We start from the raw sequence: 14,573 nt of genomic DNA on the forward strand, positions 1-14,573 counted from the left end.
GAATTATGGCGCATAACTACGCAATCAATGAAGACGTCCACCACCAGCTGCAGGGTCCGCAGGGCCGCACCGGTGCCCGTGAGCGCGCGATTTACACCATCACCGGTCGCCTGCCGATCGAGGCCGATGGCCGTGCCCGCTACCGCATTCGCAGCAAAGCCGACAATGTCGAGCGTGTTGTGACCGAAGAGCAGATTAGCCGCCTCGGTTGATCCTTTCGCCGCTCGCCATCGGCGGTTCCGATGGCGAGGCCGGCAACAAAATTCCCACATCGATGATTGTCGCAGGCTCGGCCATCCGGTCGGGCCTCACTCTTTCCTGCGTCATTGCACCGCCTGCCGCGAGTTGCAGAGGTGCCTGTCTGCGCCCTATGTTCATTGCGGGAACGGATTGGCCGTAAGCCAAACACGCAGCCGCGTGCCGGCCCCAGTCCTCTGGCGCCCGGAGCGAGACGCTTTTGATCGACAAGCTTGAATTATTGTTGTCGCTCGCCAAGGAGCGCCATTTCGGCCGCGCCGCGGAGGCCTGCGGCGTGACGCAGCCGACCATGTCCACCAGCCTCAAGCAGCTTGAGGACATGCTGGGTGTCATGCTGGTCCAGCGCGGGTCGCGTTTCCAGGGCTTTACGCCGGAAGGCGAGCGTGCACTCGACTGGGCTCGCCGTATTGTCGGCGATGCCCGCGCCATGAAGCAGGAAATTAACGGCCTCAAGGACAGTCTGTCCGGCGAGATCCGGATCGCCGCGATCCCCACCGTGCTCGGCATGGTGGCATCGCTGACCACGCCGTTCCGGGCTCGTCATCCGGATGTTCAGTTCCGCATCGTGTCCTGTACCTCGGCCGCGGTGCTGGGCCTCCTCGAAAATCTCGAGGTGGACGCCGGTCTGACCTATATCGAGAACGAGCCGCTCGGAAAGGTGCGTTCGATTCCGCTTTATAAAGAGAGCTACCGCCTTCTGACGTCCCCCGATGGCATGTTCGGTGACCGCAAGCAGGTGACCTGGGCGGAAGTCGGCCAGGTGCCGCTGTGTCTATTGACGCCTGACATGCAGAACCGCCGTATTATCGATCGGGCGTTGAAATCGGTTGGCGCCGAAGCACGCCCCACGCTGACCTCGAACTCGATCATCGTGCTCTACACCCATGTGAAAACGGGCCGCTGGGCAAGCGTGATGCCAGCCAAATTGGCTGAGACGCTCGGTCTCACCGCTTCGGGCTCCGTCCGGATGATCCCGATTGTCGACCCGGTAGTAAATTATGGCGTCGGCCTCGTCGTACCTCAACGTGATCCGATGACCCCACTGGTGGCCGCTTTGGTGCAGGTCGCCCGCGAAGTGGCGCCGTCGCTGGAGAGCTGAGGCCTCAACTCCGCCCCTCATGATCGCGCCCCTCATGGTGAGGAGCGCGCCTCTTGGCGCGCGTCTCGAACCATGAGATGGCCTGGCTCGGATTTCGCGCCATCCTTCGGGACGCCGCTGTGCGGCTTGTCAGGACGAGGGTGGAGCAGGCGGTACCCGCTGCCTGCGACAAAACGGCAATTCCGCCAATCGCTTGATACAGATTCCGTATCGCAGCATGAGACAGCTTTATTGATCTTTGGATCGATTCCAATTCCAATCGCATTTCTACCAATAACGCGATCGAGTACCCGGGATGAACGCTGTCTACGAACCATGGAGCGCCGCGCGCTGTACCGAGATCATCGAGAGCCATTCCCATGTGGAAGGCGGGGTGATCGTGATCCTGCACGCAATTCAGGATGCTTTCGGTTATGTCCCGGAACCTGCCATCCCGATGATTGCCCAGGCGCGGAATCTGTCCCGCGCCGAAGTTCATGGCGTTTTCACCTTTTACCACGACTTCCGGCATGAGCCGGCTGGCAAACGGGTGCTGAAAATCTGTCGCGCCGAGGCCTGTCAGGCCGCCGGCGGCGACGCGCTGGCTGCGCGGGCCGAGCAGTCGCTGGGTGTGAAGCTCGGCCACACCACCGCCGATGATCGCGTCACACTGGAGCCGATCTATTGCCTCGGTCTCTGCGCCACCGCGCCATCGGCCATGCTCGATGGCAAACTGGTCGGTCGCCTCGATGAGAAGCGCATGGATGCGCTGGTCGCGGAGGCGCAGCGATGACCCTCAAGGTCTACATCCCGCGCGATGCTGCCGCCGTTTGTGTCGGGGCCGATGAACTGGTCACCGCCTTCGAAGCCCAGGCTGCGGCCCGCCAGCTCGACATCGAGATCGTCCGCAATGGTTCACGCGGTCTGCTCTGGCTCGAGCCGATGGTCGAGGTTGTCACGTCGAAAGGCCGCGTCGCCTTCGGCCCCGTCGAGGAAAAGGATGTCGCATCCGTTCTCGAAGCGATGGTCGCCGATGGTCCGCATGACCTGCGCCTCGGCATCGCCGACGAGATCCCCTGGCTGAAGAAACAGACCCGCCTGACCTTCATTCGCTGCGGTGTCGTCGATCCGCGCTCGGTTGCCGATTACGAGGCGCATGGGGGCTACAAGGGTCTTACCCGCGCGCTAACGATGGATGGTGCCGGCATCATCGCCGATGTCACTACCTCCGGCCTGCGCGGCCGCGGCGGCGCCGGTTTCCCCACCGGCATCAAATGGAAGACCGTCGCCGACACTGCGGCCGATCGCAAATTCATCGTCTGCAATGCGGACGAGGGCGACAGCGGCACCTTTGCCGACCGCATGATCATGGAAGGCGATCCCTTTGTGGTGATCGAAGGCATGACGATCGCCGGCATCGCGGTGGGCGCCACCAAGGGCTATATCTATATCCGTTCGGAGTATCCGCACGCCGTCGAAGCGATGAATGCAGGCATTCAGGCTGCGAAGCGTGCCGGCTGGCTCGGTGAGAAGATCAAGGGCTCCGCCCATTCGTTCGACCTCGAAGTTCGCGTCGGCGCCGGCGCCTATGTCTGCGGCGAGGAAACCTCGCTGCTGGAGTCGCTCGAGGGCCGCCGCGGTCTCGTTCGCGCCAAGCCGCCGTTGCCGGCGCACAGAGGCTTGTTCGGCAAACCGACCGTCATCAACAACGTGCTATCCTTCGCGGCCATCCCGTTCATCCTCGACAATGGCGCCAAGGCTTATGCGGATTACGGCATGGGCCGCTCGCGCGGTACCATGCCGATCCAGCTCGCCGGCAATGTGAAGTTCGGCGGCCTGTTTGAAGTCGCATTCGGCATCACGCTCGGTGAACTCGTCGACGACATCGGCGGCGGCACTTTCACCGGCAAGCCTGTAAGAGCCGTGCAGGTCGGCGGTCCGCTTGGCGCATATTTCCCTCGCGAGTTGTTCGACACGCCGTTTGACTATGAGGCCTTCGCCAAACGCGACGGCCTGATCGGCCATGGCGGAATCGTCATCTTCGACGACAGCGTCGACATGTCGAAGCAGGCGCGTTTCGCCATGGAATTCTGCGCCATCGAATCCTGCGGCAAGTGCACCCCATGCCGCATTGGCTCCACCCGCGGCGTCGAGACCATCGACAGGATACGCCGCGGCGAGCGCGTGGCCGAAAATATCGCCGTACTGGAAGATTTGTCGCAGACTATGAAGTTCGGCTCGCTCTGCGCGCTGGGCGGCTTCACGCCATATCCGGTGATGAGCGTTCTCAAGCATTTCCCTGAAGATTTCGGTCCGGCGCCCACGCGCCTGCAGGCCGCCGAGTAAGAGGAGCAACACCATGTCGCTCGTTCACGAAATCGATTACGGCACTCCGAAGTCCAAATCCGAGAAGATGGTGACGCTGACCATCGACGGGCAGAGCGTCACGGTGCCCGAGGGCACCTCGATCATGCGTGCCGCCATGGAGATGGGCACGCAGATCCCCAAACTTTGCGCCACCGACATGGTCGATGCCTTCGGTTCCTGCCGCATGTGTCTGGTCGAGATCGAGGGCCGTGCCGGCACGCCGGCGTCCTGCACTACGCCGGCGATGGAAGGGCTCGTCGTCAAGACGCAGACCTCGCGGCTCAAGGCGCTGCGCAAGGGCGTGATGGAGCTCTATATCTCCGACCACCCGCTCGACTGCCTCACCTGTGCCGCCAATGGCGACTGCGAATTGCAGGACATGGCAGGCGCAGTCGGCCTGCGCGACGTACGCTACGGCTATGACGGCGAGAACCATGTGTTCGCCAAGTCCGGCCCCAAGCACACCCACAATTCGCCGGAAGCCTGCGAAAACGATCGCTGGATGGCGAAGGACGATTCCAACCCGTATTTCACCTATGATCCGTCAAAGTGCATCGTCTGCTCGCGCTGCGTCCGCGCCTGCGAGGAAGTGCAGGGCACCTTCGCGCTGACCATCTCCGGCCGCGGCTTCGACAGCCGCGTCTCCCCGGGCATGAGCGAATCGTTCCTCGGTTCGGAATGTGTCTCCTGCGGCGCCTGCGTGCAGGCCTGCCCGACGGCGACGTTGACCGAGAAAGCGGTCATCGAGATCGGTCAACCCGAGCATTCCAAGGTCACTACCTGCGCGTATTGCGGCGTTGGCTGCACGTTCAAGGCGGAAATGCGCGGCGAGGAGCTGGTGCGCATGGTGCCGTATAAGGACGGCAAGGCCAATCGCGGCCATTCCTGCGTCAAAGGCCGCTTCGCCTGGGGCTATGCGAATCACAAAGAGCGCATCCTCAATCCGATGATCCGCGACAAGATCACCGAGCCATGGCGCGAAGTGTCGTGGGACGAAGCGTTCAACTTTGCTGCCACAAAGTTCAAAGGCATCCAGGCCAAGTATGGCAAAGACGCTGTCGGCGGCATCACCTCGTCACGCTGCACCAACGAAGAAGTCTATGTGGTGCAGAAGCTGATCCGCGCCGGCTTCGGCAACAACAATGTCGATACGTGCGCCCGCGTCTGCCATTCGCCGACCGGCTACGGCCTGTCGTCCACCTTCGGCACCTCCGCCGGCACCCAGGATTTCGACTCGGTGGAAGACACTGATGTGGTTGTCATCATCGGCGCCAATCCGACCGATGGGCATCCGGTGTTCGCCTCGCGCCTGAAGAAGCGCCTGCGCCAGGGCGCCAAGCTGATCGTGGTCGATCCGCGCCGCACCGACATCGTCCGCTCGGCGCATATCGAGGCTCAGCACCATCTGCCGCTGCTGCCCGGCACCAATGTCGCCGTGCTTACGGCGATGGCGCATGTCATCGTCACCGAAGGCTTGGTCAACGAGACCTTCGTGCGTGAGCGTTGCGACTGGAGCGAGTTCGAGGACTGGGCGAGCTTTGTTGCCGAACCCTCGCGAAGCCCGGAAGCCACCGCCGTCCAGACCGGGGTCGATCCGAAGGAACTGCGTGCGGCCGCCCGTCTCTATGCCACCGGCGGCAATGGCGCGATCTATTACGGCCTCGGCGTCACCGAACACAGCCAGGGTTCGACCACGGTCATCGCCATCGCCAATCTCGCCATGGCGACCGGCAATATCGGCCGTCCCGGCGTCGGCGTGAATCCGCTGCGCGGCCAGAACAATGTGCAGGGCTCCTGCGACATGGGCTCGTTCCCGCACGAACTGCCGGGTTATCGCCACATCGCCGGTGATGCGGTGCGCGAGCAGTTTGAGGCGATGTGGAACGTGAAGCTCAATCCGGAGCCGGGCCTGCGCATCCCCAACATGTTCGACGCCGCTACCGAAGGCACCTTCATGGGCCTTTATGTACAAGGCGAAGACATCCTGCAGTCCGATCCTAACACCTCGCATGTGGTCGCGGCGCTGTCGTCGATGGAATGCGTCATCGTGCATGATCTCTTCCTCAACGAGACCGCCAACTACGCCCACGTGTTCTTCCCGGGGTCGACCTTCCTGGAGAAGAACGGCACTTTCACCAACGCCGAACGTCGCATCCAGCGCGTGCGCAAGGTGATGTCGCCGAAGAACGGCATGGAAGACTGGGAAGTCACCTTGGGCTTCGCCAAGGCGCTCGGCTTCGAGATGAACTATACCGATCCGTCCCAGATCATGGACGAGATCGCGGCGTTGACGCCGACTTTCGCCGGCGTCTCCTACGAGAAGCTGGAAAAGGAAGGTTCGGTGCAGTGGCCGTGCAACGAGAAGCAGCCGCTGGGCACGCCGATCATGCACATGGATGGCTTCGTGCGTGGCAAGGGCAAGTTCATGCGTACCGAATATGTAGCGACGGACGAGCGCACCGGTCCGCGCTTCCCGCTGTTGCTCACCACCGGCCGCATTCTCAGTCAGTACAATGTTGGCGCGCAGACCCGCCGCACCGATAACGTCGTCTGGCACGAGGAAGATCGGCTCGAACTGCATCCGCACGATGCCGAACAGCGCGGCATCCGCGATGGCGACTGGGTGCGGCTGCAGAGCCGTGCCGGCGAGACGACCCTGCGTGCGCTCATCACCGAGCGTGTGGCGCCGGGCGTGGTCTATACGACCTTCCATCACCCGACCACGCAGGCCAATGTCATCACCACGGAGTTCTCGGACTGGGCCACCAATTGTCCGGAATACAAGGTGACGGCGGTGCAGATCTCGCCCTCGAACGGTCCGTCGGAATGGCAGAAGGAATATGAGGAGCAGGCCCGCCAGTCGCGCCGGATTGCGCCGTTGGAGGCCGCCGAATAATCCATGTTTGAGCCGGTTCGCAAAGCTGCCCGAAAAGTCTGGCGCCGTCACGGCGTCAGCGAGGGGCTGCGCGCCGTACCTGAAGAGACTGCGCTGGCGATCACCTATAACGGCGGGACCTATGCCGTCATGATGGGAACGCCGCAGGATTACCGGGACTTCGCCTATGGCTTCAGCCTGAGTGAGGGGGTGGTTGCAGACATCGGCGAGATCGAAAGCTTCGAGGCCGTCGAATTCGACGATGGTGTCGAGCTGCGCATGTGGCTATCCTCCGACAAGGCAGAAAGCATCAGCGCGCGGCGTCGGCAGATTGCAGGCCCGACGGGCTGCGGATTGTGCGGCATCGACTCGATCACCGAAGCGGTAAAACCAGCTGCGGTGGTCGGAGCGGGTGGCTCATTCACTTTCGGTCAGATCATGACGGCAGTGGATGCGCTTGCGCCGTTGCAGAAGATCAATATCGAGACGCGCGCCGTGCATGCGGCGGCATTCTGGACGCCGGATCACGGTATCGTCGCGCTGCGCGAGGATGTCGGTCGCCACAATGCGCTCGACAAGCTCGCGGGCTCGCTGGCGCAAGCCAGGATCGATACAGGGCAGGGCATGGTGCTGCTCACCAGCCGTGTCTCCGTCGAAATGGTGCAGAAGACCGCTGCCATCGGTGCGCCACTGATGGTGTCCGTTTCCGCGCCCACTGCGCTTGCCATCCGTCTGGCCGAAGCTGCGGGCATCACGCTCGCCGCGATCGCGCGTAGCGACGGTTTCGAGGTTTTCACACATCCGCACCGCGTCACCGCGGGCGTTTCGGGACAAGACAATGGACACCCACGTGCACACTTCGTCGCCTGACCGGCTGATCTACATGGCCAACCAGATCGGCGACTTCTTCAACAGCCAGGGTCATGACAAGGCCGTGGCGGGCATCGCCGAGCACATCAAGAAGTTCTGGGACCCGCGCATGCGGAAGAAGATCTTCGAGCACATCGACAATGGCGGGGCAGGGCTGAAGCCGAATGTGCTGGAAGCGATCACGTCGCTGAAGAAGTGACGCTGTTGCGTCGTTCCGGGTTCGCGCCTGTGGCGCCCCCCGGAATGACGAATATTAGGCCTCCCCCGGCGTCTGTGCCTTCACTGCGAGCGCATGCACGGTTCCGGCGAGTTCCGCAGCCAGCAGGGTATTGATCATCCGGTGCCGGTCGATCCGGCTCTTCCCTTCGAAGGCCTCCGACACAATATTGACCCTGAAATGGGTTTCACCCTCGGGACGGTGGCCCATGTGACCGGCATGCAGATGCGACTCATCGGTCACGGTTAGGCTGTGGGGCGAGAAAGCCTCCGTCAGCTTCTTTGTGATGTTATCTTTCATGGTCATGATGACCGGCTTAGCCGCTCGGGCGGGGGGCCGCAATCGTGATGTCATGTCGGCCGGCAGGGGTGGTATCTCCCTCGTGGAGGGCCTGTGAGGGTAATCCGAATGTCAAGACTTGAAGCTTTGTGCGTTGCGTAGTCAAAGTCAGCCATGCCCATCGACTCATCCAAATTCTTCGACAGCATCCGTATCAAGCCGAACAAGCTGAGTGCGAAGCAGCAAGCCGCTGCCCGCGAGGCGTCGGTGATGTGCGAGTGGCCCGAATGCAAGAACAAGGGCCCCCATCGTGCGCCGAAGGGCCGTGCGCAGGACAAGGAATATTGGCATTTCTGCCTGAATCACGTCCGCGAATACAATCAGGGCTACAACTTCTTCCAGGGCATGGCCCCGGATGCCGTTGCCAGTTACCAGAAGGACGCGCTGACGGGCCACCGTCCGACCTGGAAAATGGGCGCTAATGGCACCAAGGGCAAAGGCAAGACCGGCGCGGCCAATCTCGACGGCGCCGTCGATCCATTCTCCATGTTCGATGAGATGAATGGCCTCGGCCGTGGTCGCCGCCGCGCTCAGGCGGAAGCGCCGAAGCCCGAAGCGCGCAAGGTCATGAATGCCGAGCGCAAGGCGCTCCAGGTCATGGGCCTGACCGCCGAGGCGACGCTGGACGACGTCAAGGCCAAGTACAAGGCGCTGGTCAAACAGCACCACCCGGACGCCAACGGTGGCGACCGCTCCACGGAAGATCGCCTGATCGAAGTCATCAAGGCTTACAACTACTTGAAGACGGTTATCCGGGCTTAGGCTCTGCCTTCGGGTGGCCTCGCCACCCATTCCGCCCGTCATCCTAAGGAGCCGCGTAGCGGCGTCTCGAAGGATGGCCGAAGAGCGCCGGGCCATGCCATTTCATGGTTCGAGACGGCGCTGCGCGCCTCCTCACCATGAGGGACTGCGGAAGTGGCCTCGGGCGCACCCATACTTCCAATTAACCATCTGCTCCGTCCGTCGATCCTCCGCCGCAATTCCGCCCGTCGTCGAATCTTCAATCTCTTTTCACCATCGCCCGAATGGAACCGGGCCCTCACGGGTGGTTGTGTTGCGAGCAGGGCGCCTTAAGGCTAATATTTCGAAATGAATAAGGACAAATTTGTCTTTATTCGTTGGGGTGTCGGTTTCAGCCGGCTGCGGAGTTTCATCTTGATCAATCGCACGCTCGTTCGCGCGCTGCTCACCTCGGCCGTGTTGTCGGCCGGTGCGCTGTTGGCTGGCTGCAACGGCGAGCAGATGTCGCTGGCCAATAATGCCAAGGCGAACAAGCCGATTCCGGAGAAGATGCTGGCCGAGATGGCGGCCAAGGACATGGATCCGCAGTCACCGATGCTGATCCGTCTGTTCAAACAGGAGGCCGAACTCGAGGTCTGGAAGCAGACGCGCTCAGGCCAGTTCGCGCTGCTGAAGACCTATCCGATCTGCCGTTGGTCTGGTGACCTCGGTCCGAAGATCAGGGAAGGTGACCGCCAGGCGCCGGAAGGTTTCTACGCGATTACGCCGGCTCAGATGAACCCGCAGTCGTCCTACTATCTCTCCTTCAACATGGGCTATCCGAACGCGTTCGATAAATCGCTCGGCCGCACCGGCTCGCAATTGATGGTGCATGGCGATTGCTCGTCGCGCGGCTGCTACGCCATGACCGATGAGCAGATTTCGGAAATCTATTCGTTCGGCCGCGAGAGCTTCTTCGGCGGCCAGCGTGCCTTCCAGGTGCAGGCCTATCCATTTCGCATGACGCCGGTGAACATGGCGCGTCATCGCAACAATCCGAACATGCCGTTCTGGAAGATGATCAAGCAGGGCTATGATCATTTCGAAGTGACGAAGCAGGAGCCGAAGGTTGAGTTTTGCGAGCAGCGCTACGTGTTCGATCCCGCTGCGCCTGCCGGCTCGAACAGGCCGCTGACCTTCAACGCCTCAGCCAAATGCCCGGTCTATGAAGTGCCGGCCGAGATCGCCGACGCCGTTCGCGCGAAGGAGGCGTCGGACGATGCCAAGACGGCGGAGCTGATCTCGAAGGGCACGCCGATGGCGCAGCGCCGCCCGGACATCGATGGCGGCATGAACCGGATCTTCGCTTCCAAGATTCCCGAAGGCTCGACCGGCCTGTCGGAGCCGGATCTGCCGGGCTCGCAGAGCGTCGCTTATACGCGTGCGCCTGGCACCATCCCGCCTCACGTCAATCCGCCGAAGGCGACGGCCATGGCAACGGCTTCGCCGTCGTTCGCTGCCTCGATGTTTGCGTCGTCGGATGAGACGGCTTTGCCTGCGGCCCCGGCCACGACGCGCGTTGCCGCCGCTTCGTCGGAGAGCGGCTTCTTCAGCAGCCTCGCCCGGAAGGTGGGTATCGGCGGTGACGATACGACGGCAACCGCGGCATCGGCCCCTGTTGCCGTGCCCGTCCCCGTGGCGAAGCCGAAGTCTGCCGTTGCCAGCAAGTCCGGTCCGGCGCCTGCACCCGCAGCGAAGCCTGCTGCTCCCGCTTCGGCCGCTGTCGCTGCGACCGGCCGTCCGCCGCTGAAGCCGACGGTTGCGGCCGAGCCTGCTGCGCCGGTTGCCTCAGCCAGTGCCTCCCTATCCGGCGCGGCGCCGGTGATCTCGGGCAATTCCTTCGACAGCCGCTTCTCGGCGATGCGCTGATCGTGCACGCGGTCAGGTCAGGTTGGCCGGCCGATCCGCGACACGCTTGATCACCGTCACGCTTCGTACGCCGTCGAGTTCCCGCAGCTTTGCCGGATAGGTCGCAATATCCTGCGACGACACTTTGTTGAGCAGGATCGAGAGTTCATCGATCCCCTGCGGATCGCGGCTCTCCACGAGAAAGCGTTTCACCTGACCGGCGCGCAGCGTCAGCGTTTCCCGCAGGAGCTCCGGCGTCAGCGCATTGTTCTCCACTTCCACCTTCAGCATGCAGGTCTGGCTGCGGGAACGATAGGCTTCCTCCAGCGGCTTCATGCCGGCGAGAATGATCAGGATAATCACCGTGGACGCGCCGGCAGCGAGATAAAGTCCGCCGCCGACCGCGAGCCCGATCGCCGCCACCGTCCATATGCTCGCGGCCGTTGTCAGTCCCTTGATGATCTCGCCGCGCACGAGGATCGCCCCCGCGCCGAGAAAGCCGATTCCCGACACCACCTGCGCCGCGATACGCGAGGGATCGAGCACCACATGTTCCTGCGTGAGGATATGGGTGAAGCCATATTGCGAGACCAGCATGACCAGACAGGAGCCGACACAGACGAGCATGTGCGTGCGGATGCCCGCGGCCCACAGCAGCCGCTCGCGCTCGAAGCCGATCAGGCTGCCGAGCGCGGCCGCGGAGACGAGGCGGATCATCATTTCGGTGTGGGACAGCATCGGCAATTCCTCGCGGAGTGCGCGAGGATGGCAACGATGAGGAGCGGGGGCAAGTTCCGTCAGATTTAGCCGTAGGACGGATTAGCGAAGCGTAATCCGCCGGCGAGCATATAATTGAAACACCGCGGCGGATTACGGCTTCGCCTCATCCGCCCTGCGGCAATGCCTTACGCATACCGACCGTGGCAGTGCTTGAACTTCTTGCCTGACCCGCACGGGCAGTCCTCGTTGCGTCCGACCTTGCCCCAGGTCTGCGGATTGTTCGGATCGCGCTGCGCGGCCGGCACGACGGCCGCCCCTGACGGCGCCAACGCGACGTTTGCGAAGGCCATCTCGTCCTCGCCCGTGTTCGGATTGAGCTTGTGCGCTTCCATGACAGGCAATTCGGGCTGCTGTTCGGGCGGCACGATCTCGACGCGCATCAGCTGCGCCGTGACCGCCTCGCGCATGTTCGAGATCAGGGCCTCGAACAGGTTGAATGCTTCTGCCTTGTATTCCTGCAGCGGATCGCGCTGGCCATAGCCGCGCAGGCCGATCACTTGGCGCAGGTGGTCCAGCATCACCAGATGCTCGCGCCACAGATGGTCGAGGGTTTGCAGCAGGATCGTCTTCTCGACGTAACGCATCACGTCGGGACCCCACTGGGCGACCTTGGCCGCCATGTGCTCGTCGGCCTTCTGCTCGACGCGGCTGAGGATTTCCTCATCCGCGATGCCTTCTTCCTTGGCCCATTCGTCTACGGGCAGATCGAGGTCGAGCACGCGCTTCAGCTCTTCCTTCAGGCCGGCGACATCCCACTGCTCGGCATACTGGTTTTCCGGCACGTGCTTGGAGACGAGTTCGTCGATAAAGGCGTGACGCATGTCAGCCACGGTCTCAGCAACGCTTTCGTTCTTCATCAGGTCGATGCGCTGCTCGAAAATGACCTTGCGCTGGTCGTTCTGCACGTCGTCATATTTCAGCAGGTTCTTGCGGATGTCGAAGTTGCGCGCCTCGACCTTCTGCTGCGCCTTTTCCAGCGCCTTGTTGATCCACGGATGGATGATCGCCTCGCCTTCCTTCAGGCCGAGCCGGGTCAGCATGGTGTCGAGCCGATCCGATCCGAAGATGCGCATCAGGTCGTCTTCCAGCGACAGATAGAACTTCGAGCGGCCGGGGTCGCCCTGTCGGCCGGAGCGGCCGCGCAGCTGGTTGTCGATGCGGCGCGACTCATGGCGTTCGGAGCCTATGATGTAGAGCCCGCCCGGCTTCTCGACGGTCTTGGCGGGCTTGTTGCCCTTCGCCGGCTCAATCTCGACGGTTTCCTTGGCGTTCAGCACGGCCTCGCGGAACTTGTCGATCTCGGCCTTGATCTCGGCGATCTTGGCCGCCTTCGCAGCTTCGTCCTCGATGCCCGCGGTCTCGACCTGCGTGCGCATTTCCAGCGAGCCGCCGAGTTTGATGTCGGTGCCACGGCCGGCCATGTTGGTGGCGATGGTGATGGCGCCAGGCACGCCGGCTTCGGCGACGATGTAAGCTTCCTGCTCATGGAAGCGCGCATTCAGCACCGCGAACAACTTTGCCGGCTTGCCCGAGCGCGCAGCAGCATAGAGCTTCTCCATCCCCTTGGGATCGGCGAAGTCGATCATCTTGTAGCCGTTCTTGAGCAGGTATTCGGCCAGCACTTCCGATTTCTCGATCGATGCCGTACCCACCAGCACCGGCTGCATCCGCGCATTGGCGCGCTGAATCTCGGCCAGGATCGCGGCGTTCTTTTCGTTCTGGGTGCGATAGACCTCGTCGTCTTCATCCAGACGGTTGATGCCGATATTGGTCGGCACCTCGACGACTTCGAGCTTGTAGATGTCGAACAGTTCGTCCGCTTCGGTCAGCGCCGTACCGGTCATGCCGGCGAGTTTGCCGTACATGCGGAAGTAGTTCTGGAAAGTGATCGAGGCCAGCGTCTGGTTTTCCGGCTGGACCGTCACATGTTCCTTGGCTTCCAGCGCCTGGTGCAGGCCTTCCGAGTAACGGCGGCCCTGCATCATGCGGCCGGTAAATTCATCGATGATGATCACCTCGTCATTGCGGACGATGTAGTCCTTGTCACGGGTGAATAGCGAATGGGCGCGCAGCGCCTGATTGACGTGGTGCACGACGGAGACGTTCTCGACGTCGTACAGGTTCTCGCCCTTGAGCTGGCCGGCATCGCGCAGCAGTGTCTCGATCTTCTCCATACCGGCTTCGGTCAGCGTCACCGTGCGCTGCTTCTCGTCGACTTCGAAATCGGTCTTCTTCTCGAGCGAGGGCAGGAAGGTGTCGATGGTGTTGTAGAATTCCGAACGGTCGTCGAGCGGGCCGGAGATGATCAGCGGCGTGCGCGCTTCGTCGATCAGGATCGAGTCGACTTCGTCGACGATCGCAAAATTGTGCCCGCGCTGGACCATGTCCTCGAGCCGGTACTTCATGTTGTCGCGCAGATAGTCGAAGCCGTATTCGTTGTTGGTGCCGTAGGTGATGTCGCAGGCATAGGCCGCCTGGCGCTCGGCATCGTCGAGGCCGTGCACGATCACGCCGGTGGTGAGGCCCAGGAAACCGTAGATCTGGCCCATCCAGCTCGAGTCGCGCTTGGCGAGGTAGTCGTTGACGGTGACGACATGCACGCCCTTGCCGGCCAGCGCGTTAAGATAGACGGCGAGGGTGGCGACGAGGGTCTTGCCTTCGCCGGTCTTCATTTCGGCGATGTCGCCTTCATGCAGCACCATGCCGCCGATCAGCTGCACGTCGAAATGGCGCTGGCCGAGGGTGCGCTTGGCCGCTTCGCGCACCGTGGCAAAGGCAGGCACGAGGATATCGTCGAGCGTCTTGCCGGCGGCGAGCTGCGCCTTGAATTCGTCGGTGCGGGCCTTTAGCGCTTCGTCGGAGAGCGCGGCGATTTCGCTTTCCATCGCATTGATGGCGGCGACGCGCGATTGATACGTCTTGATGCGGCGGTCGTTGGCGGAGCCGAAGAGCTTGCGGGCGAGCGCGCCGATCATCACGAAATCCTGTCTTCTCGATGCGGCCCTGGAGGGCCGTGGAATTGGTTCAGCGGATCGCCCCGCGATGGTCTGCGGCGCATCGCCTGCCGGCCACGATATCGAAGGCCGTCGGGTGATAGTGGAGGTCGGGCGATCAAGGGTTCAATGGCCTCGGCGCAGCCGAAATCGCACCTTCGCCACCGG

The 14,573-nt window shown here is 62.5% G+C and carries 12 protein-coding genes; 9 read left to right on the forward strand and 3 right to left on the reverse strand.

The window, feature by feature from the left end; all coding sequences use genetic code 11:
• Positions 1-5 precede the first annotated feature (5 nt).
• The 7 genes from E0H22_RS04710 (at position 6) to E0H22_RS04740 (ending at position 7,647) form a co-directional block, all read left to right on the forward strand.
• Positions 6-212, forward strand: a complete 207-nt coding sequence (locus E0H22_RS04710) for a hypothetical protein (RefSeq protein WP_233024497.1) — start codon at positions 6-8, stop codon at positions 210-212.
• A 245-nt stretch (positions 213-457) separates the two neighbouring features.
• A complete protein-coding gene (locus tag E0H22_RS04715; RefSeq protein WP_233024498.1) occupies positions 458-1,357 on the forward strand; it encodes a LysR family transcriptional regulator in 900 nt (299 codons plus the stop codon).
• 295 nt (positions 1,358-1,652) lie between these two features.
• Positions 1,653-2,129 (forward strand): formate dehydrogenase subunit gamma, encoded by a 477-nt coding sequence (locus E0H22_RS04720; RefSeq protein ID WP_233024499.1) that lies wholly within the window; start codon positions 1,653-1,655, stop codon positions 2,127-2,129.
• Positions 2,126-3,682 carry a formate dehydrogenase beta subunit gene (locus tag E0H22_RS04725; protein WP_233024500.1) on the forward strand — a complete coding sequence of 519 codons (1,557 nt, stop codon included), beginning with the start codon at positions 2,126-2,128 and terminating at the stop codon, positions 3,680-3,682. The genes E0H22_RS04720 and E0H22_RS04725 overlap by 4 nt, the downstream gene beginning before the upstream one ends.
• A 13-nt stretch (positions 3,683-3,695) precedes the next feature.
• Positions 3,696-6,599, forward strand: coding sequence for a formate dehydrogenase subunit alpha (gene fdhF / locus E0H22_RS04730; RefSeq protein WP_233024501.1), 2,904 nt, complete (start codon positions 3,696-3,698; stop codon positions 6,597-6,599).
• 3 nt (positions 6,600-6,602) lie between these two features.
• Positions 6,603-7,448 carry a formate dehydrogenase accessory sulfurtransferase FdhD gene (gene fdhD / locus E0H22_RS04735; protein WP_233024502.1) on the forward strand — a complete coding sequence of 282 codons (846 nt, stop codon included), beginning with the start codon at positions 6,603-6,605 and terminating at the stop codon, positions 7,446-7,448.
• Complete coding sequence (locus tag E0H22_RS04740; protein WP_233024503.1) at positions 7,417-7,647, forward strand: formate dehydrogenase subunit delta; 231 nt, start codon at positions 7,417-7,419, stop codon at positions 7,645-7,647. The genes fdhD and E0H22_RS04740 overlap by 32 nt, the downstream gene beginning before the upstream one ends.
• A gap of 54 nt (positions 7,648-7,701) precedes the next feature.
• Here E0H22_RS04740 and E0H22_RS04745 read toward each other — a convergent pair whose 3' ends face one another.
• The gene (locus E0H22_RS04745) at positions 7,702-7,971 is read right to left on the reverse strand and encodes a BolA family protein (RefSeq protein ID WP_233024504.1); all 270 of its coding nucleotides are present in this window, start codon (positions 7,969-7,971) and stop codon (positions 7,702-7,704) included.
• Between the two features lie 147 nt (positions 7,972-8,118).
• Here E0H22_RS04745 and E0H22_RS04750 point away from each other — a divergent pair, with 147 nt between their 5' ends.
• Both E0H22_RS04750 and E0H22_RS04755 read left to right on the forward strand, forming a co-directional pair.
• Positions 8,119-8,766 carry a J domain-containing protein gene (locus tag E0H22_RS04750; protein WP_233024505.1) on the forward strand — a complete coding sequence of 216 codons (648 nt, stop codon included), beginning with the start codon at positions 8,119-8,121 and terminating at the stop codon, positions 8,764-8,766.
• A gap of 393 nt (positions 8,767-9,159) precedes the next feature.
• Positions 9,160-10,653, forward strand: coding sequence for a L,D-transpeptidase family protein (locus E0H22_RS04755; RefSeq protein ID WP_233024506.1), 1,494 nt, complete (start codon positions 9,160-9,162; stop codon positions 10,651-10,653).
• Positions 10,654-10,665: 12 nt separating this feature from the next.
• Here the strand turns inward: E0H22_RS04755 and E0H22_RS04760 are convergent, their stop codons facing one another.
• Entirely contained in the window at positions 10,666-11,370 is a 705-nt protein-coding gene (locus tag E0H22_RS04760) for an MgtC/SapB family protein (protein ID WP_233024507.1), read from the reverse strand.
• A 167-nt stretch (positions 11,371-11,537) separates the two neighbouring features.
• Positions 11,538-14,387, reverse strand: coding sequence for a preprotein translocase subunit SecA (gene secA / locus E0H22_RS04765; RefSeq protein ID WP_233024508.1), 2,850 nt, complete (start codon positions 14,385-14,387; stop codon positions 11,538-11,540).
• Between the last annotated feature and the right edge of the window lie 186 nt (positions 14,388-14,573).

Source organism: Rhodopseudomonas boonkerdii, assembly GCF_021184025.1.
Lineage (GTDB): Bacteria > Pseudomonadota > Alphaproteobacteria > Rhizobiales > Xanthobacteraceae > Tardiphaga > Tardiphaga boonkerdii.